This is a genomic window from Bacteroides sp. NGMCC 1.200775 (genome assembly GCF_040798045.1).
Classification (GTDB): Bacteria; Bacteroidota; Bacteroidia; order Bacteroidales; family Bacteroidaceae; genus Bacteroides; species Bacteroides hominis.
In genome coordinates, this window is sequence record NZ_JASCQK010000005.1 from 386,129 (window position 1) to 411,186 (window position 25,058).

29 protein-coding genes and 1 pseudogene are annotated in these 25,058 nt (G+C 43.5%); 25 read left to right on the forward strand and 5 right to left on the reverse strand.

Translation table 11 applies throughout. The annotated features are described in order from the left end of the window. The first annotated feature begins 154 nt into the window (after window positions 1–154). The 9 genes and pseudogenes from QK890_RS15365 to QK890_RS15405 all read left to right on the forward strand — a co-directional run bounded on the left by QK890_RS15365 (window position 155) and on the right by QK890_RS15405 (window position 13,223). Window positions 155–3,358, forward strand: a complete 3,204-nt coding sequence (locus QK890_RS15365; RefSeq protein WP_022012519.1) for a TonB-dependent receptor — start codon at window positions 155–157, stop codon at window positions 3,356–3,358. Window positions 3,359–3,364: 6 nt separating this feature from the next. Continuing rightward, complete coding sequence (locus tag QK890_RS15370) at window positions 3,365–5,218, forward strand: RagB/SusD family nutrient uptake outer membrane protein (RefSeq protein ID WP_032540380.1); 1,854 nt, start codon at window positions 3,365–3,367, stop codon at window positions 5,216–5,218. A 20-nt stretch (window positions 5,219–5,238) separates the two neighbouring features. Next, window positions 5,239–5,952 (forward strand): DUF3823 domain-containing protein, encoded by a 714-nt coding sequence (locus tag QK890_RS15375; protein WP_022012521.1) that lies wholly within the window; start codon window positions 5,239–5,241, stop codon window positions 5,950–5,952. A 97-nt stretch (window positions 5,953–6,049) separates the two neighbouring features. Continuing rightward, on the forward strand, window positions 6,050–6,478 hold the full coding sequence (locus QK890_RS15380; protein ID WP_022012522.1) for a hypothetical protein: 429 nt from the start codon (window positions 6,050–6,052) through the stop codon (window positions 6,476–6,478). A 91-nt stretch (window positions 6,479–6,569) separates the two neighbouring features. Beyond that, window positions 6,570–7,547, forward strand: a complete 978-nt coding sequence (locus QK890_RS15385; protein WP_220575774.1) for a family 43 glycosylhydrolase — start codon at window positions 6,570–6,572, stop codon at window positions 7,545–7,547. 681 nt (window positions 7,548–8,228) lie between these two features. After that, on the forward strand, window positions 8,229–9,347 hold the full coding sequence (locus tag QK890_RS15390) for a glycoside hydrolase family 76 protein (RefSeq protein ID WP_032540378.1): 1,119 nt from the start codon (window positions 8,229–8,231) through the stop codon (window positions 9,345–9,347). A gap of 28 nt (window positions 9,348–9,375) precedes the next feature. Beyond that, on the forward strand, window positions 9,376–11,538 hold the full coding sequence (locus tag QK890_RS15395) for a hypothetical protein (RefSeq protein WP_367627442.1): 2,163 nt from the start codon (window positions 9,376–9,378) through the stop codon (window positions 11,536–11,538). 26 nt (window positions 11,539–11,564) lie between these two features. Continuing rightward, window positions 11,565–12,644, forward strand: a pseudogene (locus QK890_RS15400) (DUF4964 domain-containing protein); the annotation flags it as partial. 336 nt (window positions 12,645–12,980) lie between these two features. After that, window positions 12,981–13,223 (forward strand): hypothetical protein, encoded by a 243-nt coding sequence (locus tag QK890_RS15405; protein ID WP_005798322.1) that lies wholly within the window; start codon window positions 12,981–12,983, stop codon window positions 13,221–13,223. 418 nt (window positions 13,224–13,641) lie between these two features. Here QK890_RS15405 and QK890_RS15410 read toward each other — a convergent pair whose 3' ends face one another. Then, window positions 13,642–14,109 (reverse strand): XRE family transcriptional regulator, encoded by a 468-nt coding sequence (locus QK890_RS15410; RefSeq protein WP_151927784.1) that lies wholly within the window; start codon window positions 14,107–14,109, stop codon window positions 13,642–13,644. A gap of 152 nt (window positions 14,110–14,261) precedes the next feature. Here QK890_RS15410 and QK890_RS15415 point away from each other — a divergent pair, with 152 nt between their 5' ends. From QK890_RS15415 to QK890_RS15490, 16 genes are all read left to right on the forward strand, one after another. Then, on the forward strand, window positions 14,262–14,492 hold the full coding sequence (locus QK890_RS15415) for a hypothetical protein (RefSeq protein ID WP_149935346.1): 231 nt from the start codon (window positions 14,262–14,264) through the stop codon (window positions 14,490–14,492). 122 nt (window positions 14,493–14,614) lie between these two features. Next, window positions 14,615–14,902 carry a hypothetical protein gene (locus QK890_RS15420; RefSeq protein ID WP_367627443.1) on the forward strand — a complete coding sequence of 96 codons (288 nt, stop codon included), beginning with the start codon at window positions 14,615–14,617 and terminating at the stop codon, window positions 14,900–14,902. Window positions 14,903–14,975: 73 nt separating this feature from the next. Further along, window positions 14,976–15,350: a hypothetical protein gene (locus QK890_RS15425; protein ID WP_149935345.1), complete on the forward strand. Its 375-nt coding sequence runs from the start codon at window positions 14,976–14,978 to the stop codon at window positions 15,348–15,350. Between the two features lie 9 nt (window positions 15,351–15,359). Continuing rightward, entirely contained in the window at window positions 15,360–17,399 is a 2,040-nt protein-coding gene (locus tag QK890_RS15430) for a hypothetical protein (protein ID WP_367627444.1), read from the forward strand. Between the two features lie 38 nt (window positions 17,400–17,437). Further along, window positions 17,438–18,316, forward strand: coding sequence for an AAA family ATPase (locus QK890_RS15435; protein WP_202194495.1), 879 nt, complete (start codon window positions 17,438–17,440; stop codon window positions 18,314–18,316). Beyond that, entirely contained in the window at window positions 18,316–18,942 is a 627-nt protein-coding gene (locus tag QK890_RS15440) for an AAA family ATPase (RefSeq protein WP_367627445.1), read from the forward strand. The genes QK890_RS15435 and QK890_RS15440 overlap by 1 nt, the downstream gene beginning before the upstream one ends. Before the next feature lie 2 nt (window positions 18,943–18,944). Next, window positions 18,945–19,187, forward strand: coding sequence for a hypothetical protein (locus tag QK890_RS15445; RefSeq protein WP_005798307.1), 243 nt, complete (start codon window positions 18,945–18,947; stop codon window positions 19,185–19,187). Window position 19,188: 1 nt separating this feature from the next. Then, a complete protein-coding gene (locus QK890_RS15450; protein WP_005798306.1) occupies window positions 19,189–19,485 on the forward strand; it encodes a DUF4406 domain-containing protein in 297 nt (98 codons plus the stop codon). Window positions 19,486–19,496: 11 nt separating this feature from the next. Further along, entirely contained in the window at window positions 19,497–19,769 is a 273-nt protein-coding gene (locus tag QK890_RS15455; protein WP_005798305.1) for a hypothetical protein, read from the forward strand. Window position 19,770: 1 nt separating this feature from the next. Further along, window positions 19,771–20,265: a hypothetical protein gene (locus tag QK890_RS15460; protein WP_119958498.1), complete on the forward strand. Its 495-nt coding sequence runs from the start codon at window positions 19,771–19,773 to the stop codon at window positions 20,263–20,265. Between the two features lie 6 nt (window positions 20,266–20,271). Then, the gene (locus QK890_RS15465) at window positions 20,272–20,454 is read left to right on the forward strand and encodes a hypothetical protein (protein ID WP_005798303.1); all 183 of its coding nucleotides are present in this window, start codon (window positions 20,272–20,274) and stop codon (window positions 20,452–20,454) included. 18 nt (window positions 20,455–20,472) lie between these two features. Then, a complete protein-coding gene (locus QK890_RS15470) occupies window positions 20,473–21,141 on the forward strand; it encodes a DUF3164 family protein (protein WP_005798301.1) in 669 nt (222 codons plus the stop codon). Between the two features lie 11 nt (window positions 21,142–21,152). Beyond that, a complete protein-coding gene (locus QK890_RS15475) occupies window positions 21,153–21,389 on the forward strand; it encodes a hypothetical protein (protein WP_005798297.1) in 237 nt (78 codons plus the stop codon). Between the two features lie 6 nt (window positions 21,390–21,395). Beyond that, window positions 21,396–21,629: a hypothetical protein gene (locus tag QK890_RS15480; RefSeq protein ID WP_005798295.1), complete on the forward strand. Its 234-nt coding sequence runs from the start codon at window positions 21,396–21,398 to the stop codon at window positions 21,627–21,629. Next, window positions 21,626–22,186 (forward strand): phage virion morphogenesis protein, encoded by a 561-nt coding sequence (locus tag QK890_RS15485; protein ID WP_005798293.1) that lies wholly within the window; start codon window positions 21,626–21,628, stop codon window positions 22,184–22,186. The genes QK890_RS15480 and QK890_RS15485 overlap by 4 nt, the downstream gene beginning before the upstream one ends. After that, window positions 22,183–22,617 carry a hypothetical protein gene (locus QK890_RS15490; protein WP_005798290.1) on the forward strand — a complete coding sequence of 145 codons (435 nt, stop codon included), beginning with the start codon at window positions 22,183–22,185 and terminating at the stop codon, window positions 22,615–22,617. Before QK890_RS15485 ends, QK890_RS15490 begins: the two co-directional genes overlap by 4 nt. Window positions 22,618–22,701: 84 nt before the next feature. On the opposite strand, the gene QK890_RS15495 is transcribed toward QK890_RS15490, so the two are convergent. The 4 genes from QK890_RS15495 to QK890_RS15510 all read right to left on the reverse strand — a co-directional run. Then, window positions 22,702–23,541: a DNA adenine methylase gene (locus QK890_RS15495; protein WP_005798287.1), complete on the reverse strand. Its 840-nt coding sequence runs from the start codon at window positions 23,539–23,541 to the stop codon at window positions 22,702–22,704. Further along, window positions 23,538–24,176 (reverse strand): thymidylate synthase, encoded by a 639-nt coding sequence (locus tag QK890_RS15500; protein ID WP_005798286.1) that lies wholly within the window; start codon window positions 24,174–24,176, stop codon window positions 23,538–23,540. Before QK890_RS15500 ends, QK890_RS15495 begins: the two co-directional genes overlap by 4 nt. Window positions 24,177–24,247: 71 nt before the next feature. Further along, entirely contained in the window at window positions 24,248–24,490 is a 243-nt protein-coding gene (locus tag QK890_RS15505; RefSeq protein ID WP_008620879.1) for a hypothetical protein, read from the reverse strand. Between the two features lie 204 nt (window positions 24,491–24,694). After that, the coding region (locus QK890_RS15510) for a hypothetical protein (protein ID WP_367627446.1) at window positions 24,695–25,058 on the reverse strand (364 nt) is incomplete at its 5' end.

Sequence of the window (25,058 nt, forward strand, 5' to 3'; positions counted from 1 at the left end):
CTTATTAGCTAAATATAACTTTCCTTTGCAATGTTTCGAAACCGTAAGAGCTATACTATGAAATACATCCCGTCTTATATCCCGGGGATTATTTCCATAACGATGCTTTTATACATTAAAGATTTATAGAACCTGTTTTTTAAATTTATGTACTATGCGTAAAAAAGAACAAATGTTTTGGCTCGCAAGTCGTAGCAGAATGTGGCGCATACCACTTTGTATGGCTGCCTTTTCGCTTTTGCCAAGTGCCTACAGTTTCGCCAGCGCCGAAAACCCGGCAGCAGAAACTGTATGGGCTGTGAACTCCGTTCAACAACAACGGACCGTAAAGGGTATAGTTATCGACGCCAATGGCGAAGCGGTAATTGGTGCTAATGTAAAAGAGCCGGGAAGCACGACTGGTACCATCACCGATATGAACGGTGAATTCTCGCTGAGTGTCGGCCCTAAAGCTACACTTGAAATCTCATTTATTGGTTACACAACACAAAAAGTAAACGTAGGCGCATCAAACACAGTTAAAGTAATTCTACAGGAAGACACAAAAGTACTCGATGAAGTCGTTATTACCGGTTTCGGTATGTCACAGAAAAAAGCTACTTTGACAGGTGCCGTTTCTGCGATTAAATCAACGGATATCGAGCGTTCAGCTGCATCTACTGCTTCAGGAGCATTGGTTGGTAAGATCGCAGGTCTGAATACTCGTATGCAAGATGGTCGTCCTGGTGCTTCTACTGCATTGCAGATTCGTAATATGGGTACCCCGCTGTTTGTGATTGATGGTGTGCAGTCGGATGAGGGGCAATTTAATAATATGGACTTTAATGATATTGAAAACATTTCAATATTGAAAGATGCTTCTGCTGCTATTTATGGTATTCGTGCTGCTAATGGTGTAGTAGTGGTAACTACTAAGAAAGGACAACAGAAGAGTAAAAATACAGTTTCTGTCAATGCTTATTATGGCTGGCAGAAAAACTCAAGATGGATTCAACCCGCTGATGCTAAAACGTATGTAAATGCATATACAGCTGCTGAGACTTGGGCCGGCCGAACTGATGGAGAACGTAAATTCTCAAGAGAGGATTATGATAAGTGGATGGCTGGTACGGAGAAAGGTTATACAGGATTTGACTGGGGAGATTATATTTGGAAGACATCTCCACAATATTATGTAAATACTAACTTTTCCGGAGGTTCGGATAAAGCCAACTATTATGTATCTGTGTCACATATCAATCAAGATGCCACAGTTCGTAATTATGGTGGATTCAAACGTACCAATGTTCAGATGAATATTGATATGAAAGTCAATGATCGTTTTAAGATTGGAGCAAGTATGAATGGTCGTATCGAATCACGTAAGAATCCTGGAGTTCCGGGAGGTGATGATTATGATCTTCCTTTGTATTCTAACTTGAAGAACTGGCCGACAATGGGGCCGTACGCGAATGATAATCCTCTTTATCCGCAAAAGGTCTCAACAGATATTAATACCAATTTTGCCCTTTTGAACTATGAGAACTCTGGTAAGATGACGGATGATTGGCGTGTGCTTCAAATGCAGGCTACAGCAGAATACGAACTACTGAAAGGATTGAAGGCCAAGGGAATGGTGGGATACTATTTCGCTTATAGAGAAATGGAAAATCATGAATATCCTTTTAAATTGTATCGATATAATCAGGCTAATGATACTTATGAAGTAGCTGAATCAATGAATACTCCTTATCGTGAACGTATTCGTCATAGAAATGAAGATTTATTCTCTAATTTCCAATTGAATTTTGATCGTAAGTTTGGGGATCATTATATTAATGCTATTGCCGGTTTTGAAGCTTCTCAGCGCAAGAGTCCGAATTTCAATATAATCTCAAGTCCGGTAGCTAATAATTTGAACTTGATTCAATTTAAAGAAATTAAAACGTTTAATGATAACGGAAATGATACCCAAGCTCGAATGGGATATTTAGGACGCATCAATTATAGTTATGCTGATAAATATTTAATTGAATTTATTGGTCGTTGGGATGGTTCTTGGAAGTTCCGTCCGGGAAATCGTTGGGGATTCTTCCCTTCAGCATCTTTAGGATGGAGAATTTCTCAGGAAAAATTCTGGCAAGAGAGTAAATTGGCAAATATTTTCTCTGACTTTAAGATTCGTGGTTCTTATGGTGTAGTAGGAGATGATAATGTAAGTGATTATTCTGCATTTGATTATTTGGCCGGTTATGACTACAATAAAGGAGGTTCGGTTATCGACGGACAGTATGTTGTAGGATCTGCTCCTCGTGGATTGCCCAATCAGACATTATCATGGATAAAAGCCAAAATATTGGATATTGGTGTGGATATGGGCTTCTTCAATAATCGGTTGACCGCTCAGTTTGACTTCTTCCGCCGATTACGTACAGGTATCCCGGAATCACGTTATGATGTATTGTTACCTTCTGAGGTTGGTTTTGGATTGCCGAAAGAGAATCTGAGATCAGATCTCCATATTGGTTATGATGCAATGGTGCGTTGGACAGATAATATCAATGATTTCAATTATAGCGCTGGCGCTAATGTGACTTATTCTCGTTTCTATGATTGGGAACAATATGATGATCGTCGCAGTAACTCTTGGGATAGATATCGCAATAGTATTTGGCATCGTGTAGGTTATATAAACTGGGGATATGAGGCTGTCGGACGCTTTGAAAATTGGGAGCAGATAGCGACTTATCCGGTAGATATTGACCGTAAAGGTAATCGTACAGTTGTGCCGGGTGATATCATCTACAAGGACGTAAATGGCGATGGTGTTATTAATTTTATGGATGAACGTCCTATTGGTTACAGACAGGATGGAACTCCTAACCTGAACTTTGGTATCAATTTATCTGCTAGTTGGAAGGGCTTTGATCTCTCGATGGACTGGACAGGTTCCGGAATGACTTCATGGATGCAAAAATGGGAAACAGCACGTCCATTCCAGAATGATGGAAATAGTCCCGATGAAGTATTGAAGGATGCTTGGCATTTAGCAGATGTTTGGGATGCTGATAGTGAGTTGATTCCTGGTAAATATCCTTTGATACGTATGAATAATGCTGAAGTATCTGCTTATGAAAAGAGTACATTCTGGCTGCATAATGTACGTTATATCAAATTGCGTAATTTGGAGTTCGGATATACTTTACCGAAAATTTTGTTAGCAAAATCGGGTATTAGTAATTTGCGTGTATATTTGTCTGGAACCAACCTGTTGACATTGACTAATGTACCTATTATTGATCCGGAAGGTTCTAAAGATAATGGCTTGATTTACCCAACGCCACGTATTATAAATCTTGGTATTAACCTCAAATTTTAGCAAACAATGAAAAAGAGAAATTTTATAGCTGTTGCTGCTTGTGCACTGGCATTAAGTAGTTGTAGTGGATTTCTGGACCAAAAGCCAGATCGCATTATGACGGAAGATCAAGTTTATGGAGATGTCAATCTGACAAAATCTGTATTGGCTAATTTCTATGAACGTATATCATTAGGCCAACATGTAGGAGATACGGATGGGTTCGCTCTGTTGGATGAGGCCATTACTTATGATACTAAAGATGATCAGGAAGTTGATCGTAACTGGTGGCGTACATATGATTATACATTGATCCGTAATATCAACCAATTCTTAAAAGGATTGAGAGAATCGACCGCATTGTCTGAAGTTGATAAAACTCCTATGGAAGGAGAGGCTCGTTTTATACGTGCATGGGTTTATTTCTGTACTTGTCGTACTTTGGGAGGAATGCCGATTGTAGGCGATGAAGTGTACGATTATACTTCTGGTATGGATATTACTACTCTTCAGGTTCCTCGTGCAACAGAGTCTGAAATGTATGATTATATTATAGAAGAGTGTAAGGCCATTGCGGAAATGTTGCCGACCGAACCTTCAAAGAATGGAGCTCGTGCAACTAAATGGGCCGCAAAAATGCTTGAAGCAAGAGCAGCTGTTTATGCAGGTTCTATTGCCCGATACAATACAGTTGCCGATTATCCATTGTTGAATCCGGAAACAGGAGTAGTAGGTATCTCTTCAGAGAAAGCAACTGATTATTATAAGAAAGCGTTAGCTGCTGCAGAAGAGGTTATCAATAGTGGAAAATATTCTTTGATGAGAGTTGCTGATGATGCTACTCCGCAAGAGAAAGCAGACAACTTCTTTAAGGCTGTATGTGAAAAAAATGGCAATACAGAAGTCATTTGGTCACGTGATTATATTTATCCGGGACAAACTCATGGTTATACCAAGTCAGTACAGCCCCATGATGGTGCCGAAGATGGAGGAAATAGCCGTTTATCTGCATTACTAAATCTGGTAGAAGCTTTTGAACCTATAGCTACAGATACTCCGGGAGAAGGGGCTAAGTTTGATGTTGGTACAAAGGATGATCCTAAATTTTATACTAATCCCGAAGATTTATTTGAAGGTCGCGATCCTCGTTTAGCCGGAACGATTCTTTATCCTGGTTCTTCTTTTAGAGATAAAACTGTCGTTTTGCAAACAGGGCAATGGATTAAAAACGCTGATGGACAGTGGGAACAGAAATTGGGTCAGAGCCTTGGAGAAAAAGATGATCAAGGAAGATATGTTACAGCCTTGAATGGTCCGATGGTTCGTAATGACCAACGTGAATGTAATCGTACAGGTTTCTATATCCGTAAATATCTTGATAAAACGACTTCTGCGGGAACCGACCGTGGATCTGAAATGTGGAATGTTTATTTCCGTCTCTCTGAGGCTTATTTGATAGCTGCAGAAGCTGCTTATGAACTTAATGGTGGAAGTGATGCTACTGCTTTGAAATATATAAATGCAGTACGTTCCAGAGCAGGTGTTAAAGAATTGATTTCTGTTAACCATCAACAGATTATGCATGAGAATCAAGTAGAGTTTGCCTTTGAAGGCCATCGCTGGTGGGATTTGAAACGTTGGCGTCAAGCTGATAAGATCTGGACAGGCTCAGAAATGGATATCACGGCTACACGCCGTGGCTTGTGGCCTTTCTTAGTTGTCTCTGACGATGATAAGAATGGAAAATGGGTGTTCTTTGAAGAAAACATGAATCGTTATTATAGAAATCCGTTGAAATGTCTACCTAAACATTATTATGCTGAGTTAGATAATGGTTGGCTGAATAACAATCCGAAACTGGTGAAGAACCCGTATCAATAATCTTAAATTAGAAAGAAATAATGAAAGCAATATCCAAAATTTTTTCAGCACTACTATTGGTAATGATAGTTATTACCAGTTGTACAAAGGATAATTATGATGCTCCGGAATCAATGCTGACTGGAAAGGTCGTTTATGAAGGAGAGGCTTTGCAACTACGTGGAAATGAGGCGGTCCGATTGTTCCTTTATCAGCGTGGTTATGAAAAGCATGATCCGATTGAAGTTTTTGTAAATCAAGACGGAGCTTATTCCGCATGCTTATTTGATGGTGAGTATCAATTGATCACCAAAAGTGGTAATGGCCCTTGGTCAGAAGAAGGCCGCGATACTATTAATGTTATTGTCTCTGGTAATACTGTACAAAATGTAGAGGTCGTTCCTTATTACATGGTCAGAAATGCTGAGATGAAACTGAATGGTAATGTAGTGACAGCTTCCTTCAATGTAGAAAAGATTGCGGGGAAAGAAATAGACCGTGTCTTCTTTATGTTAGGAACAACTCAATACATAAATGATGGTGAACATAATGTTGATCGTTTTGATGATGCAGATGGTGCCAAAATGGCGGAAATAAATGTAACAGGTGCACGTTATGAGTTTACTCCTAAGGACTATACAGACAATAAAATGTTTCAAACAGCTTTGAAAAGAGGTACTCTTTTCGGCCGTATTTGTATATGGCCAAAAGGTTCTGATCAAGGAATTTACTCTGAAGTAATCCGACTGAAATAATTCATATCAATGTTTAATAGGGAAAAGGGTATCGGGCTTTCCTGATACCTTTTTCTTTTTCAATAAACCTTTTATTAACTCTTAAATTAATTGTATTATGAACAAGAAATTCTTTATCGCAATGTTGGCATTTGCATTCTTTGGTATGACAAATGTAATGGCTAATACATCGAAGGATGAAGTAGCAGAAGTAAGTAGCACGAATAAAGTGACAGCTACTGAGTATTATTTAGAAGCTGCGGGACAGAGTGGATCTGGTCTTTTTTATTCTATTGAACTTTTAGATTCCTCTCAAAGAAAACTAAAAATTATGACTAAAAGAGGAGGGCATGTTGAGATCAACTGTCATGGGCATGGTATTGTACCAGATGATCGTTTATTTTATACAGCCGATAGTTGGACAGGAGAAATTATAACTGATGAGATCAATACTGAAGCTTTTACCATAAGTACCAGTTACAATGAGAGTAGTAGTAGCTCTACTATTAAATATGAAACTCGGTATTATTATATCAGAGAAAGATAATTTGATAACTGGTTAAAATTAAAGTCTCCTATGTTTGGGTTTATTTCTGATAAACTGAATAAGGGGACTTTTCTTAATTTATATATTCAGCATGAAGAAACTTTTATTTTCCCTTTTTACTGTTTTTTCTTTCTGTGTTCCTTCCATTGCACAGCAGTATTCCAACCCCGTTATTAATTACAGCCTTCCCGACCCTACGGTTATCAAGGCAGATGATGGTTATTATTACCTGTATGCAACGGAAAATATCCGGAATCTCCCTATTCACCGATCGAAAGATATGGTAAACTGGAGCTTTGTGGGTACGGCTTTTACCAATGAAACCCGCCCTACATTCGAGCCGAAAGGAAATCTTTGGGCGCCGGATATGAATAAAATCGGTGATCGGTATGTGATGTATTACTCCATGTCTGTTTGGGGTGGAGAGTGGACCTGTGGTATCGGTGTGGCTGTCGCAGATAAACCCGAAGGGCCTTTTACCGATCATGGAAAACTCTTCCGCAGTAACGAAATAGGGATTCAGAACTGTATCGATCCTTTCTATATAGAAGATGGCGGCAAGAAATATCTTTTTTGGGGGAGTTTTCATGGCATTTATGGAGCCGAGTTGAGTGATGACGGGCTCTCATTGAAAGAAGGAATGAAACCACAGCAGGTGGCAGGCACAGCCTATGAAGGAACTTATATTCACAAGCGGGGAGGTTACTACTATTTGTTTGCTTCCATCGGGCGCTGTTGTGAAGGGTTAAAGAGTACCTATACCACGGTAGTGGGGCGGTCGAAACACTTATTCGGCCCTTACGTAGATAAAAAAGGGGCATCGATGCTGGAGAATCACCACGAAGTGCTGATTGATAAAAATGCAGCATTCGTGGGCCCCGGGCATAACTCTGAAATCGTAACAGATGATAAAGGAGCGGACTGGATGTTTTATCACGCTGTCAGTGTAGCCAATCCTGAAGGAAGAGTGTTGATGCTCGACCGTGTAAACTGGAAAAAAGGATGGCCTGTTGTAGAGGGGAATACACCATCGTTGCAAGCAAAAGCGCCTGTTATCCGGCATAAATAAGGGGGTAAACATCAGTATGCTACCATACTTCTAATGGTCTGTATACCGATATGCTACGTCTTATTCCGTTATCTCTATCTCGTCCCGCATACCCGGGCTGACGGGCCCGGGTATGCGGGCTCATGGGCACAGGCACGCGGGCTCATGGGCCCGGGTATACGGGACGGGGTAAACATCGCACCATTTTCAGCTAAGTAATAGGGAAAAACAAAATGCTTTATACGGCATATTTGCTTAGAAAACTCGACTTTATTCTTTGTGAATCAGTTCTTTATTCTGAATTATTCTCCTAAAACAGTGGGTGGAAGATGGAAGATACAGGTGGAAGATAAACGGGCTGAAAACGCGATCTTCCACCAAGTCATCCTGCTGATTATTAGAATGATAATCGTTGAAAGGTGGAAGATGGAAGATTGGAATGCATTTTTTGTATGAGAGACGGCATAGCGAGAACTACAAATGAATTCTTTTCATATTGCTGAATGTGTTTCTTGGTCACGCAGAATATGGAATGAACAAATTCAGGTCAAAAGCCTGCTACAAATGTTCCAATATTGATATTAAGTGTTCTATCCCTTGTTTTTGGTCAGTTTTTGCTATTTATTGAATAATAATTATCCTCCTTTCTCCAATATTTCCCCAATCTTTGTAACATCAAAATTTAAAATCTGAGGCAAAGACATGAAAAACAAAGTACTGACCCTGGTAACTATCTTATTAATTCTTCCCTGTACACTCGCATGGGCTGCTCAGCCCGGGGATGGAAAACTGAAGCACTTTACGAAGAAAGACGCAACGACGGCAATCGATGCTTTTCATTCTACTTTTTATAATCCGGAGATGAAACTGTATGCCATTTCTTCGGATATGAAAGGAAGAGCTGCCATCTGGGTACAGGCTATCTATTGGGATATGATTATGAACGCGTATAAACGTACGAAGGCTCCTGAATATCGCCAGTTGATAGAAGAGGTGTATCAAGGGGGATACGAACAATACGATAAATACAATTGGGACAATAAAATCGAATGGTTTATTTATGACGATATGATGTGGTGGATTATTTCGTTGGCGCGTGCTTACGAAATCACCGATGATCCGAAATATCTGGCACATGCCTCTTCGGGATTCTACCATGTCTGGAAAGAGTCGTACGATAAAGAGCGGGGTGGCTTGTGGTGGAATTTCAAGCACGATGGCAAGATGGCTTGCATCAACTATCCGACTACAGTAGGTGCCATGACTCTTTATAATGTAACCAAAGATCCCGATTATCTGGAAAAGGCTAAAAACGTATATGCATGGTCGAGGGATGTTTTCTTCGATAAAGAGAAAGGTCGTATAGCAGACAATATGCACTATCATTTCCAGAGACAGAATGGTATGGATATTGACTGGACCACCCAACTTTATAATCAGGCTACATTCATCGGATCGGCAGTGATGCTTTACAAAGCAACCGGCGAAAAGTCTTACTTGGACGATGCCATTCTGGCTGCGGACTATGTTCGCAACGAGATGTGTGATTCTGACGGACTGCTGCCGTTCAAGAACGGAGTGGAACAAGGTATTTATGCCGCCATCTTTGCACAGTACATCATTCGCTTGATAGAAGATGGCAATCAGCCTCAGTATATGGATTGGTTACGCCACAACATAGACGTGGCGTGGAACAATCGGGATGTGAAACGCAACGTGACATTCAAAGATGCAGCCAAACCCTGTCCGACAGGTGTGATGGAAAGCTATGATGCCAGCGGATGTCCCGCTTTGATGCAAGTGATTTCTCCATTCAAATAACAACACAAACACGTGACAACACAAACACATGAGTAAGAGGGTATTAGTTTTGATTGGTTTGTTTTTGGCCTGTGGCGGCGTCTATTCTCAAACCGCCACAGGCACAAAAACGAATTTCCAGACAGCAGAGTCGTGGAAACCGGAAACAGATGTGCGTGCCGATGCCGTGATGGTATACGGAACGCTGGATAAGAAAGGCGTTACTTTTGAGCAACGCGTACAATCGTGGAGAGACAAAGGATACCGGGCCGAGTTTATGACAGGGGTGGCCTGGGGAGATTATCAGGATTATTTTCTTGGAAAATGGGATGGGGTGAAAGATCACCTCAAAGAGGGGCAGCGTGACCGCGAAGGACGGGAAATTGCGCACGGGCACCTGATTCCTTATATCGTACCTACCGAGAGCTTTATCCGTTACATGCAGGAAAAGCAGATCAAACGGGTGATCGATGCGGGCATTACTTCTATTTATCTGGAAGAACCGGAATTTTGGATGCGGGGCGGATATAGTGAAGCTTTCAAGTCCGAATGGCAGAAATATTACGGATTTCCCTGGAGAGATCAACAGGAATCTCCTGAGAATACGTACTTATCGAATAAACTGAAATATTATCTTTATTATAATGCTCTTAACGAGATATTTACGTATGCCAAAGCATATGGAAAATCGAAGGGGCTGGATGTGAAGTGCTTTGTGCCTACACATTCACTGGTCAATTATACGTCGTGGCAGATTGTAAGCCCCGAAGCGAGTCTGGCTTCGCTGGATTGTGTAGATGGATATATAGCGCAAGTCTGGACAGGAACTGCTCGCGAACCGAACTATTATAATGGAGTGAAGAAGGAGCGGGTATTTGAGAATGCTTTTCTCGAATATGGATGTATGAAATCGATGACGGCTCCGTTGAACCGTAAGATATATTTTCTGACGGACCCTATTGAAGATCGGGCGAAGGACTGGCTTGACTATAAGATAAACTATCAGGCTACTTTTGCTGCCCAACTGATGTATCCGACAGTAGACACATACGAGGTGATGCCTTGGCCGGATCGTATTTATCAGGGATTGTATCGTGTGGCGGGGACAGACCGGAAAGAACGTATTCCGCGTGACTACTCTACACAAATGCAGATTATGGTAAATACGCTGAACGATATACGGACTTCGGAAACCCGGGTAAGCGGTACGCACGGCATCGGAGTGCTGATGGCAAATTCACTGATGTTCCAGCGCTTTCCCGACCACGATGGTTATGACGATCCGCAATTCAGCAGTTTTTATGGGCAGACCTTGCCATTACTTAAAAGGGGAATACCGGTAGAATTGGTACATATGGAGAATACTCCGTTTGAGGAGACGTTTGAAGGGTTGAAAGTGTTGGTCATGTCTTATTCGAATATGAAGCCGATGGAACCCCGTTACCATGATTTCCTGGCAACCTGGGTGAAAAAAGGGGGAGCCTTGATTTATTGTGGTGAAGATATTGACCCCTATCAGTCAGTGCTGGAATGGTGGAACTCCAATGGTAACCGGTATAAAGTCCCTTCGGAACATTTGTTCGAAAAGCTGGGACTGGATAAGTCGCCTGTCAACGGGACTTATTCTTGTGGGAAAGGAACAGTGACCGTCCTGCGTGAGGATCCGAAACATTTTGTGCTGAAAAGTGGGAATGACCAACGATATTTTGACACGGTTTCGGCTGCTTACAGAAAGACTGCCAAGAAAGAAATAGAACTGAAAAATAGTTTCCTGCTTGAACGGGGACCCTATACCATTGCTGCCGTATTGAACGAAAGCGTCTCTGATGCTCCGATGGAACTTTCGGGATTATATATCGATCTGTTTGATAAAGATCTTCCGGTGCTGACTCGTAAAGCAATTCGTCCCGGTGAACAGGGTTATTTATATAATGTCAATCGGGTTCCGGGCGGGACAAAGGCAAAAGTCCTTTGCGGTGCTTCCCGGATATATGATGAAAAGATAGGAAAACGCAGTTATTCATTTGTTGCGAAAAGCCCGTTGCATACAACCAATGTTTCGAGAGTGCTTCTTCCGAAACAACCGCGACGGGTTTGTGTGAACGGGAAAGAAGAACTTGAACCGGGAAAATTGTGGGAAGAGCGTTCGGGTACCTTACTGTTGAGGTTTGAGAATGATCCCGCCGGCGTGCAAGTAGATATTGAATGGTAAAAACTATAAAAAAAGAATCTGAAGTTATGAAACTTAAACTATCGACTCTGTTCTTAGGTGCAGCCGCCATGCTGAGCAGTTGTGGTGCACCGCAGGACATCAAGAGTGACAAAAATGAGTTGCGTGCGCCGGCTTATCCGTTGGTGACAATTGACCCTTATACCAGTGCCTGGTCGTTTACGGATAATCTGTATGACGGACCGGTGAAACACTGGACGGGTAAGGATTTCCCGTTCCTGGGTGTTGCCAAGGTAGACGGACAGATTTACCGTTTCATGGGAACGGAAGAACTGGAGCTGCTTCCGCTGGTAAAGACCTCGGAACAGGGCAAGTGGACAGCTAAGTATACAACAACGAAACCGGCTGACGGCTGGCAAAATGCCGATTTTAATGATGCTGCATGGAAAGAAGGCGAGGGCGCTTTCGGTACTATGGAAAATGAAAGTACAGCCAAAACCCAATGGGGAGAAGAGTATATCTGGATACGCCGTAAAGCGGATATTAAAGACAACCTGCAAGGTAAAAATGTATATCTGGAATATTCTCACGACGATGACGCCATCATCTATGTGAATGGCGTGAAGGTGGTGGATACCGGTAACTCGGCTAAAAAACACATGCTTGCCAAACTGCCGGAAGAGGCTGTGGCCGCACTGAAACAGGGAGAGAACCTGATTGCAATTTACTGTAACAACCGTGTTGCCAACGGTCTGATCGATTGCGGTCTGTTGGTAGAGAAGGACAATACACAGAACTTTACTCAGACAGCCGTGCAGAAATCAGCAGATGTGCAGGCAATGCAGACCAATTACGAATTTACTTGTGGACCGGTGGATCTGAAACTTATCTTCACTTCACCTCTCTTTATGGACAATCTCGATTTGATGGCTCGTCCGGTGAACTACCTTACATATGAAGTAGCTTCGAATGATGGAAAAACACATAACGTAGAACTTTATTTTGAAGCCGGTCCGCAGTGGGCACTCGACCAACCTCATCAAGAAGCCGTAGCCGAAAGCTTTACCGAAGGTGATTTGGTATACCTCAAGACAGGAAGCCGCAATCAGGAAATATTGGGTAAAAAAGGCGATGATGTCCGCATTGACTGTATGGGGCACAGAACGAAACGTATATTGAGGGTTGGGAGAAAAAGACATCAAACCTATTGATATACAAAAGGTTGTGCAATGTATGAGTGGATGGCTCTGCAAAACGAAACGTTTACGTGGGTTTAATTTGCAGCTACATTTAGGTGCTTTTTAGGCATACAGATTTGCAGATAGGTTTAATTGGGTTTACATAGAGCTTACATGGTTGATTCGGGTGGGGGAGTGCATGGCAGCTGCGGCTGCTTTTTTTTGTACCTGATTATTTGATATAATATTGCTTAATTTATTCCATATAATAGTTATTTGGTATATTTGTGCCAAAATATTATTAGTATGGCAAAGGTAATACATGTGCATTTGACGCACGGAATAGAAGGAACAAAGCGGAAAGATTGGTATTTCAGCAGCATTTCGGCGGTTTATACCGTTTTTACAGCTGAGCAGGTGGGTGCAACGAAGAATTATTTGCTGCATGCAGGATTATCTGGGAACGGCACTATATGCACCAAAAAGGCTATAATAAAGCAATCTACGCTCATTTCTTGCGGGCGTAGTGGAAATGTGTCAGACGAATAATAAGCGGCCAAAAACGCAATAAAAATGGCTTTAGAATGATCCGGTGTAGGGAGGTGGTTATACCTCCCTTTTTTTGTGCTTGAAATCGGTCTTTTTTGATGCTGGACATTCAGGTGGGCATTCAAAGTGGACATTCACTTTTATAGAACTGGACATTCAAAATAGGGTTTTGGCGGTGTGCGATACAGACGTACTAAAATACTATAATTTTAAAAATACCTCTTGTTTTTTATTTAATAGCCCCCCCCTAAAAACCTATCATTTTTCACGCTTTAGTTCTTAAATGCCCAAATATCAGTGTTTTTATACCCATATATGAAGGTAGGGGAGGGGGATTGCTTGGGAGGGGGGCATCATGGGGGATGATAGGGGGTACGCTTCGTTTTCCATCACCGGTGTATGGTAACAGTAAATCCGCCTACCCGACATTTGCAGTACCGGAAATGGACGCATCCGATACATGTTTTTCCTTTTCGCGTTCAAGTTGGTTGATCCGTTCTTTTAACTGCCCTATTTCTTCAGCTTGTTTTGCTATTTTGTTTATAAACTGAGAAAAATCTGTGTTTGCTGGTTGTGGTTCTTCATCAGGTGTAGGTGTTTCGTGATTAATATTTTCGTAATAAGCAGGGTCTGAGCTAAAACGCATAGGTTTTCTTATTTCGAACATGTCCATTAGCATCTCCCCTTTACCGAGCAAGAGCCATTCTGCAGATATATTCGCATTTGCGCATACTTTTTCAAGGACATCAAATGAGGGCTTCCCTTTTCGTGTCCCGACTACATTCTCAACCACTGTAGGACTAATGCCTACATGCAATGCAAATGCTCGTTTGTTACCTCCAAACAGTACTCGTATAATTGTCTCAAAGCGTTCATTAACCGTCATAATCAATAAAAATATTATCAAATGCGAATATTTCTCCTTAAAACACTTTGTATATTCGCAAATGCGTATTATATTTGCAACGTGTTCAAAAAAGAACACCGCGACAAATATACGAAAAAGGCGTGTGATTAGCGAATTTTAAATATAAGATTATGAAAGAGACATTATTGATGAAAGTAAATCCCAAGACGCTGGATAACCTGATGAACGAATTAACCAGTGCCATTATTCAGATGAAAGATGTAGAACCAGTGCAGAATACAAGATTTAAAGATGAGGTCTATACAATGTGTGTATGTTTTCAAGCAGAGCTGCTGCAGACCATTCGGAACGTGGAATTAAAGAATCAATCAAGTAAAGATACTCAGGATAACCCAGCGTGACGACCCGGAAGGCGTTAAGAGACGGGTGACGGTGTGGAAAGACACACGGGAGTGCATGGTTCTTGTGCCGGGGTTCGATTCCCCGGACTCCCTCCAATATTAATCATTAAAATAAGTGAGATATGAAAGAAACAGTCAATATACCTCTTGAAGTGGCCAGTCATCTGGTAGAGGATAGAGTTCGACAATATAATGATGGTTCAATGCCGCAAGATCGCACAGTATGTGGAGCCACAGAAGTTGTTTATGTTCGGAAAGACCTTTTAAGTCTATTACGAGAGCATCCCCACTTGGCAGGGACTGCGGTACCGGCTTGCGAATTTGAGCAACTCGGCAAAACGCTGACAGGTCTCGCTTATATTTCTCGATATAGCTGGGTTCGGTGCAGTCTGGAATCAATATTCTTATAACATACTTCATCATGTGTTCATTTTAGAAAACGCAACAAATATAACAATTTATAATATTAAAAACAAGTGAGATATGAACAAGAGGTACATTCACATTACGAAAGCTGACCGCGACTTTATTGCAAAGGCGCTCAACGTGACAGAGAAGACTGTTTATAACGCTATCCGTTTTGATGACCGTCGTGGCAACTCCGAACTTTCTGCAAAGATTCGTAAGTTGGCGATGGATCGTGGCGGTATTGTGATGGTTGTTGCTCCGGAAATAGAAACGTTTCATGATTATGACAAAGTGATGCGTCAGTATTGTCCGAACGGTGCTTTGATTGAACTTGACCGCAAAGATGGTAGCGGGCAAGTAATATTCAAGGGAGAGACGGTTAAGACTTACGAGCATGTGACGGTTGTCGATATTAACCAAATTCAAGCGTTTGCATCTGCATTAAGATAGGAGGTGACTATGTTGGTGTATTACGGTAACATACAGTGTATTTCTGCACGCGAGCTCATAGATAAAGGCTATATCACCAAGTCCTGTTATGACAATTGGGTGAACCGTGGCCGTATCAAGGTGGTGCGCCGTGGTGGAGGTGCTGCTGGAAATTGCGCGTTGGTCGCCCTCAATAGTCTGCCTACCGAGTGCCTGGAGCGGGTAAAGGAAGACAACCCCGGAGGAACAGAGCAGGCACTTCGCCACTGGATACTATCAAACTATGTGCTGGATCAGGCTGCAGTAGCCTATTTTTTGGATTGGGCTTCCCATTCTTCCAGCAACAGAGCTACAGACGAACTTGCCCGGAAATATGCGGTGAATGCTTCAGTTCTGAATACTTGTATCAAGCTTTATAACAGAAGCAATGATTACCGCAAACTGATGGGTGAAAAATATAACTGGGACATGATGGCCACTACCATCGAGACCTTACGCGAAGACTTTGGTCATGACCTTCCTGCCAGTACCCTGCGTTTCCGCAAGAAAGTGAACGAATACAAGCAGTACGGTTACGAATGTCTGATAACCGGAAAATTCGGCAACCAGAACAAACGGAAGGTAACTCACATGGACGAACGTCTGGTAATGAGTTTGAAAGTACTTCCCAACCAACCATACGGCAGTGATGTGCATGAAATGTATCTGTCGTTTGTATGCGGTGAGCTGGAAGTATGGGATCTGGAAACAGGGGAGATATTCAATCCGGAAAACTTTACGGATAAGAACGGGGAACCGAAAGAACTGAGCGAAAGCACTATCCGGAACATACTGAATAACCCGGCAAGCCAGCTGCTGATAGAAAAAGCCTTGCGTGGACGTATGGAATTTTATCATGAGCAAATGCCGCACATGCACCGCCATGGTGGTGAGTTCTCTTTGTCACAAATTACGATGGATGACGTGGATTTGCCGCGTCGGATGAAAGGCGGCGAGTATGTGCATGCCTATTATGCTTATGATGTGGTGAGCCAGTGCCGTATCGGGCTGGCCTACGGGCGGGATAAGGATGATGCCTTGGTAGTGGACTGTTTCCGTGATATGTTCCGGCTCATCGAACGCAACGGATGGGGTATTCCAGCCGGTATTGAGGTGGAGCAGCACTTGATGAGCAAGTATAAAGGAGGATTTCTGAAGGCAGGCGAGGTATTTAAGTTTGTGCATTTCTGTGCTCCACAGAACTCACAGGAGAAATATTCTGAAGTTCTGAACGGTGTGTTCAAGACAACCATAGCACATAAGAACCATGAAGGCATTGGCCGCTGGTATGGTAAGGGTGCACGGCGGGTGGACCAGAAGAAAGTGAGCGACAGCAGCAACCACACCTGGGAAGACAGAAAGTATTATACGTTTGAAGAGCTTGTGGCGGATGACCGTCGCGATTGTGAAGAATGGAACAATACGCTTCACCCCAATCAAAAGAAATATCCCGGAATGACCCGTTGGGATGTGCTCGTAGCCAAAATCAATCCGACCCTTCGACCGCTTGATAAACTGACCTTGAGCAGATATATCGGAGAAAAGGCAGATACCAGTATTCGTAGAAATTCCACAGTACGTGTGGCAAATGCGGACTGGTGGCTGAGCGGTCCGGAAGTGCTGGAGCAGCTGGAACCAAACAACCGCAAGGTGACGGCTTACTATCTGCCGGATGAAGAGGGCAAGCCTACGGATGTCTTCCTGTACCAGAACGACCGCTACCTTGACAAGGTTCGTCCGGTAGTGACTTACAACCGGGTGATGGCAGAACAGACCGAAGAAGACCGGGCTGCCTATACAGAGCAGGCTAAGATTGTAAGTCATTTCAGCAAATACCTCAAAGACCACGCCATCGGCAAGGTGGGCACCGGTACACCCGATCAGCCAACGGATGATCCGGAAGAGGAACTGGAACTTCCCCCGGTGGAACTATCCGATGATTTGCCAGCCGATTTGTCGGCAGATCCGGAATCTGATTATGAATGGCATTCCGGAATAAGCGAGGCAATGAGAGCCATCAGTGATATGTAAGAACAGAATTAGAACAACATTAAAACAGCGTTAGAATTATGATTACAGAAGCGCAAAAACAGAAGATTATAGCAGCGATAGCCGGCAACCGTGTGAACTATCCCAGTGATGCCAAGCATGCTGCCTCTTTGGCCATCAGTACGTCTGTGTACAGTGCAATCAAGAACGGACAGACAGACAAAGCCCTGAGCGATGCCAACTGGATAAGCATTGCCCGGAAATTAGGGGTGAACCTCCGTGGTGAAATGGAATGGAAAGCAGCCAAGACCCCGACATTTGAATATATCACAGCCCAGCTGGAGTTTTCACAGCAGTCCAGCCTGTCGGGTATCTTGTGCGACATGCCCAATATCGGCAAGACTTTCACGGCACGTTATTATGTGCAGAGCCACAAGAATGCCGTTTATATCGACTGCTCGCAGGTAAAGACAAAATTGAAGCTGGTACGCAAGATTGCTGCAGAGTTTGGTGTGGACAGCAAGGGGAAGTATTCTGATGTGTATGAAGACCTGGTATATTACCTCCGTTCGATGGAAACCCCGCTTATCATCCTCGATGAAGCAGGCGACCTGCAGTATGAAGCTTTCCTGGAACTGAAGGCCCTATGGAATGCCACTGAACGCTGCTGCGCCTGGTACATGATGGGGGCAGACGGATTGAAAGAGAAAATCAACCGGTCCATAGAATGTAAGAAGGTGGGCTATACCGAAATGTTGAGCCGTTATGGTGACCGGTACAGCAAGGTGACTCCGGATGATGGCAAGGAGCGCGAACAGTTCTTGAATAACCAGGCACGTATTGTGGCCAAGGTAAATGCCCCGGCAGGTGCTGATATAGCCCAGATTGTACGGAAGACACGCGGTGGTTTGAGAAGAGTCTATACTGAGATTGAAAAACTTAAAATGACAGCGGAATAATGAAGCGTGCGTACAGTCCGAAGGAAATAGCCGCCAAGAAATGGGTTACTCTGCCGTGGAATGAGAAATGGAGCAAACCTTTCGGGTTCCCGGCAGAGAACGCTTCGTGGTTCATCAGTGGTGCCAGTGCCAGCGGGAAGAGCAGCTTTGTAATGCAGCTTGGAAAGGAACTGTGTAACTATGGGCCGGTGCTGTACATGAGTTACGAAGAGAAAATCAACCAAAGTTTCCAACGGCGTATGGGTTATTTGAAGATGAATGAGGTGCAGGGCAAGTTTCGCGTGGTGACAGAAGGCAGTCTGGAGGAAGTGATTGCCCGGCTGAAAAAGCCGAAAAGCCCGAAGTTCATCATCATTGATTCCTTTCAGGTGGCCGGGTGGGACTATCCGCAGGCTGTGGAACTGATGGAAACCTTTCCGAAGAAATGTTTCATCTGGATCAGCCAGGAAAAGAAGAGCCAGCCAATGGGTGGCGGTGCGTTGCGGCTAAGGTATATCAGTGATATGAAGATTCGGGTGGTCGGTTATAAAGCTTATTGTCAAGGCCGCTCCATTGGAGATCCGGGAAGCTATTATGTGGTATGGGAAGACGGAATCATTCAAACAAGTAATAATTTACCAAAGTGATTATGGATAATAACGAAAAGGCTTTTGAAAGCTACACCGGAACGGAAGTGTTCCAGATTCTGCTGGACGGAAGTTCCAGCAGGGCAGTGTTGGATGACTGGCTGGAGCGAAACATCCAAAGTGACCTGAAAGTGAGAAGAGCGAAAACGCCCGGTCATGTCGTAATAGAAACGGGTGATGTCTTGTTTGCACGTAATGTGCTGATATGGAATCCAAGTTGTAAAGTCAACATCAAAAAGAAGTGATATGGAAAAAGACAAAGTTTACATCAGTGGGGCAATAGCCCACTACAATATCGATGAGCGCAAAGGTGCGTTCCTCGATGCTGAAAACAGATTGCGTGCTATGGGGTTCAATCCGGTGAATCCATTTAAAAACGGACTTCCGGATGAAGCACACTGGAGAGAGCACATGCGGGCGGATATACGCCTGTTGCTGGATTGTGAGTATATCTATATGCTGAAGGATTGGGAACTGAGCAAAGGTGCTAAACTGGAGCTTGATGTGGCCAGTTCGTGTGGCATTAAAGTATTGTTTGAGTAAAAATGGTCGATATGGGAAAAATAAAAATGGAAACCGGTGTTGTGGTGATGACGTTGACTGCTACGGTATATAGAGGAAATATTCGTGAAATCCAATCTTCACGCATAGGATTTTGCGGGGAGTACAACAAGGAAATACTTTCTAAAATGGGTGCTGAATTCAAAAAGATATTTGCTGGGCAAATTGAGGCTGAATACAAAGCTAAATCAGTGAAGACGGATAAGATAATTTATCGTGTCAGTACCAAATCAACTGAATGTGAAATGATTCTTAATGGCAAATGATATGGCACAGGAAGTAACCAATTTCGCCCGGTTCTATGCATTGTTCAACAAGCTGCCCTGTACAGGAGACCGGGAAGAATTCAAGAAAAGCATTGTGCTGCAGTACACGTGGAACCGGACGGACAGTCTGAAGGAAATGACAGCCAAGGAGTATGAAGCCTGCTGTACGGCTCTGGAGAAGCTGAGCGGACAAGACGAATGGCGACAGAAGCTGCGTGAGGAGCTGCGGCGGAAACGGAGTCTCTGTCTGAACCTGATGCAGAAGCTGGGCATAGATACATCCGACTGGGCACGAATCAATGACTTCTGCAGTAATCCCCGAATAGTCGGCAAAGCGTTCAGACAGATTACGGTGGACGAACTGGATGAACTGGCGGTAAAGCTTCGGTCCATACAACGGAAAGGCGGCTTGAAGCCCAGGAAAGAAAAGCAAACGATTAACCCCGTGAGCATGGTATCACTCATTCAGATTGACCCTGATGCTCCGGCAAACTGATAGGATATGGAAAATAGAAACACAAAGATTTTAGAGAATCTGAAAAAGGAAATCAACCTGCTTGCCTCTGATATGGAGAAGCAAGATGCAGCCGAGTTTTATAGTGAATTGGCTGACTGGGCATACGCCAACGGAGAGGCTATGCTGATGGAAGACGAACCTGAAATGCAGGATTATGAAAACCAATAACCCCAAAAAACAAGAATCATGGAAGAAATGAAACAAACGACCGTGGTAATGACGGCAGAGGAAAAGGCGGAATTTGAAGCCTTCCAGAGAGAAAAAGCAAAGAAAGCGGCAGAGGAAAAAGCCAAGAATGACCGCGAAATGTACAAACAGATGGTGGATGAGGAGATAGCAAACTCCATTCCGGTACTGCTGGGCATCAGTGAGCAGATCAAGGCAAGCAAGCAGACTGTGATGGACAACTTCAAAACCATTCTGGAAATGAAGGCAGACCTTTTCAAGACCAAGGTGAAGGATGACCAGCGCAGCCATACCTTTACTAACAGTGAAGGCGACAAACGAATCACGCTGGGTGTGTATGTGACCGACGGTTACCGTGACACGGTGGAAGACGGTATAGCCATTGTGAAGGAATACATCGAAGGTCTGGCCAAAGATGAAAAGACCAAGGCACTGGTGAGCATGGTGCTTCGTCTGTTGGCCCGTGATGCCAAGGGAACGCTGAAGGCTTCACGCATCGTGCAGCTTCGCAAAGTGGCCATGGAAACCGGAGATGACCGTTTCATTGAAGGTGTGCGTATCATTGAGGAAGCCTACCAGCCGGAAGTGAGCAAACAGTTTATCCGTGCTGAAATCAAAAACGAAAACGGAATGTGGAAACCTATCCCTCTGGGAATGACAGAATCATAAATAATAGAACTATGATACAAGAAGTGGAGAAATCTCCGAAAGTAGCCCTGTGCCGTGCTTGCTACGGTACAGGTAAAGTAAAGAAAGTTGTAGAATATCCCTCTCGGATCTTTGGAAAGAAGCGAAGCGAAACCGTTGAGGAAGTCTGCAGACAGTGTGAAGGAAGTGGCCGGGTAACGGTAAGCGCAAAAATGACGCTTGACATCCGTCCCTATAAACCTAAAGTAGAACCGTCTATGAACGATTAAACCTATATGGGAAAGCGGCACGGAGTCAGTTATCAGAAGCGTGTAGTAGAAGTAAACAGGATATATGACCATTATGCCAGTCACGGTGTACCGAACCGTGAAATATGGCGGCGGTACATATATCCTGTGTATGCTATTAGTGAGCGTACATTCTACAATATGCTTAAAGCGTCCGCAGACCCTAAAAATGATTTGCCGGACGATACGGTACAATTGAAATTTAACTTTGACTGGGAATGAATGAAAACGTAAAAAAAGTAGTGGCCCGGATACTGAAAGACATTCAGGTGGAAATGAGTGATGAGTTTGACAAGAACTTTGAACGGCAGGCTTTTTTCAGTGAGAAATGGCAGCGACGGAAAAGCCCCATCCGGAATGAAGGTAGAGCCATACTAACAGATACCGGGGCGCTTCGGAAAAGTATCGGAAGTCGGACAACGGAAAACAGCATTACCTTCTTTACCTCTCTGCCCTATGCGGCCATTCATAATGATGGCGGTGAAATAGTGGTGACCAAGCGGATGAAGCGTTTCTTCTGGCATAAGTATTATGAGGCAACCGGAGCGTTCGGTAGAAGAAAAGACGGCAAACTTCGAAAAGACAAACGAAATGTCCGGCTTGATACAGAAGCCGATTTTTGGATGTTCATGGCTTTAAAGAAAGCAGGAAGCACCATCAGGATTCCCCGACGCCGTTTCCTCGGCACATCGCCTGAAGTGGAAAAAGCCGTCCGTGAGATTGTAGAAGAGAACCTAACAGAGTATTTTACCATTGAATATAATATCATAAGAAAATGAGAAAAGAACTTTACCGGATGCTTTGCCGGGAGCTGAAGGCCATTGACCTTATCAAGCACATAGACTTGTGGAACCATAATGTGGAATTCATCGAACAGGAAGAAAACTGGGAGCGTCCGGCTGTCTTTGTGGAATTCTGCCCTATACAGTGGAATGCGATTGTTCCCGGTGTGGAATACCGGGCAGAACCTTTGATTAAACTGCACATCGTGACGGACTGGGAAGGTTCGAGTGCTGAGGGCAGCGAGCTGCAGGAGGATGCGCTGAAGGTGTTTGACCTGTCCGGACTGCTTCATGCACAGCTTGCCGGATTGAGCGGGGAGACCTTTTTGGAGCTGGATCTGGTGGAGAGTGATACCAATCACAACCATGAGGATATTGTGGAAAGTATCGAGGTATATCAGTGTGTGGCCATCAAGCGGCTGCAATAGCCGTCTTTATTAGACAGAAAAAGCCGCGGACGTACAAATTACCGTCTGCGGCTTTTTTGTTCAATACAGGCAAAGTAAACGCAATCAGGCAGCCTCTTTCTTGTAAAGCATCATATCTGTGTAAGAAGAGTTGTAATTCATGTGAGCATTGAATTCCACCTTTGTGCAGTTTTCAAAAGGATTACCTAAATCCCTATTTTTACCTATCCATTCGCACAGCTCCAGAATTGAAGATTTGTTGGATGTGAAATATACGTATGAATGCCCCTTCAGTACATTCAGCACATCCAGATAGTCTGCCATATTCCAGTACATGTTATAGGTCCCTACGTCAGTGGACAGATAGGGCGGATCAACAAGAAATACTACTCCAGGAATATCTTTATACCGGTTGAATACTTCCTTGTAATCGCAAGATACGATTTCCAGCCCTTCGAGATAGTCCGTACATTCCGGGTAGCCGGTCTTGCGTATATTGTTGTATAAAGCTTCCTTCCGCATATCCTGAACAGACAGTTTGTATTTCATGGAAAACAAGATAGAGGAGGAGAGGGTAATGAAATCCACATATCCGGTGCTATTCTCTTCCTGCTCGATGCGGCTGAATATTCGTTCACGCAGTTCTCCTTTAATGATTTTATGACGTGGTACGGAATTCCCTACCATTTCGCGAATGTCAGCAAGCAGCTGATTCGTTTGCGGAATGTGCTTCATGCGGAAGCGGTAGTTATCAAAGTCATTATAGATAACAGTAGAGTGGGGCTTGAGGGATTTGGTAATGTGAGACAACAATCCGGAGCCACCGAACAGGTCAACAAACAATGTTCCATCCGGATATTGCTCCAGCACTTTCATGAATTCCTTGGCTAACATACGCTTTTGCCCGACAAATGGGAGAGGGGCTGACAGATACATCTTTCTCATACGTTCAATTCAAATTTTACATTTTCATTGCCGGCAAGCAGCTGTTCTGTTTTGTCGATGTTGTTTTCGTAAATATGCACATTCCCCAGATTCAGGGTGATGGATTTTAGTGGCAACTCAATCTGTCTTGATATTAGATACAAATGATAAATATCTGCCGGCAGTCCTAAATTCGCATCGCTGCTTCGCTGATAGGCGGTCATGACCAGTTCTCCTTGCTCTATCTGGAACTGAACAAGACTAAGGCATGGAGCCTGGTTGCTTTCTGTTCCTGTAGATCCGAGAAACAATATATAGTTTTTGCTGTTCCTTTTTTCCCTGTTTATGCGTTCGATGAGTGGCGGCAGTTTTTCAAAATAGGTTGGGTAGCTGTTCACAAGGATAGAGCCGCAGTAGTCCCACCAGTTGATTCCGGCCTCCCTGTATTTTTCCACGTTTCGTTCGCCCCTCATAAACAGTTGTAACTCGTTTTTTAACTTCTTCCGCGCTATGGTATGCCCCTCGAATATATCAAGAAGGTCGGCAGGGAGCAGCGTCAGCTGTTCATTCAGTAGGTAGCGGATATTCCCTTTTTTATTGCTTTGCATCTTTCCGGACGAAAGCACCTTGCCTAAGATTTGATAATACTTGTCCATGATATGAATGTTATTTATTGCGATACAAAGGTAGGGTAGGGGAGTTTGCCTTTAGTGGGAGGAAGTCCTGATTACACTGCACACAAATTGCAGTCGGTTTTAAAACGCTTGATCAGGTCATACACCTTTCGCTCACTGATGCCATATCGTAGGGAAAGCGTAGCTACGATATAAGACACTTTTTCACCATTGGTCTGCAACTTGTTATATTCATTATATAGTTCTATATATTGCACGTCATCGGGTCGTATGCCCATGTAATGGCACGTTTTTAAAAGCTCTCTGTTCAATTTTAGTATCTCAATTACTTTCATATCCAGTTAAATTTTGTACATTTGCACCGTCTCACTTATCATTGCGCAGAATAGCGCTTACATAAAAAAAGCCTCTTACTGGCGAACGAGGGTATCTGCCCCCGGTCGTGCCGGTAAGAGGTGCTTTATGTTTAAATGGTAAGTGAGACGACTATTTAACAGGCCGGGGGCTTTTTTTTATCCTTCCCCCGAAGGGATTGTCAATCATTCAATCCGATATAAATCCAAGTTGAATACATCTTTCCTTTTCCATCCTTCAGCCAGTGTGTTTTGGATGTGTCTGACCGCTTGAACATAGAAGTCCTTCAGTTCATCCAAATTATCAAAGGTATGGTATTCGGGTTGTTCATCCGAACCGAATTTGAATGTAACTGGAAGGGTCTCTCCGCCCGTCTGAACGGCCAAATCGTATGCTGCCTTATAGTTGTATTGGTTCTCCGTAGAAAGCCATACAGGGGCGCCATTATAGGCGAATCCGGATAGGATAGCTGCATCAGTCTGGCTGTTATACCATGACATAACCAATGTGCGGATTTCCTCATCAGTAGGCTTGTGTCCGAACTCCTCT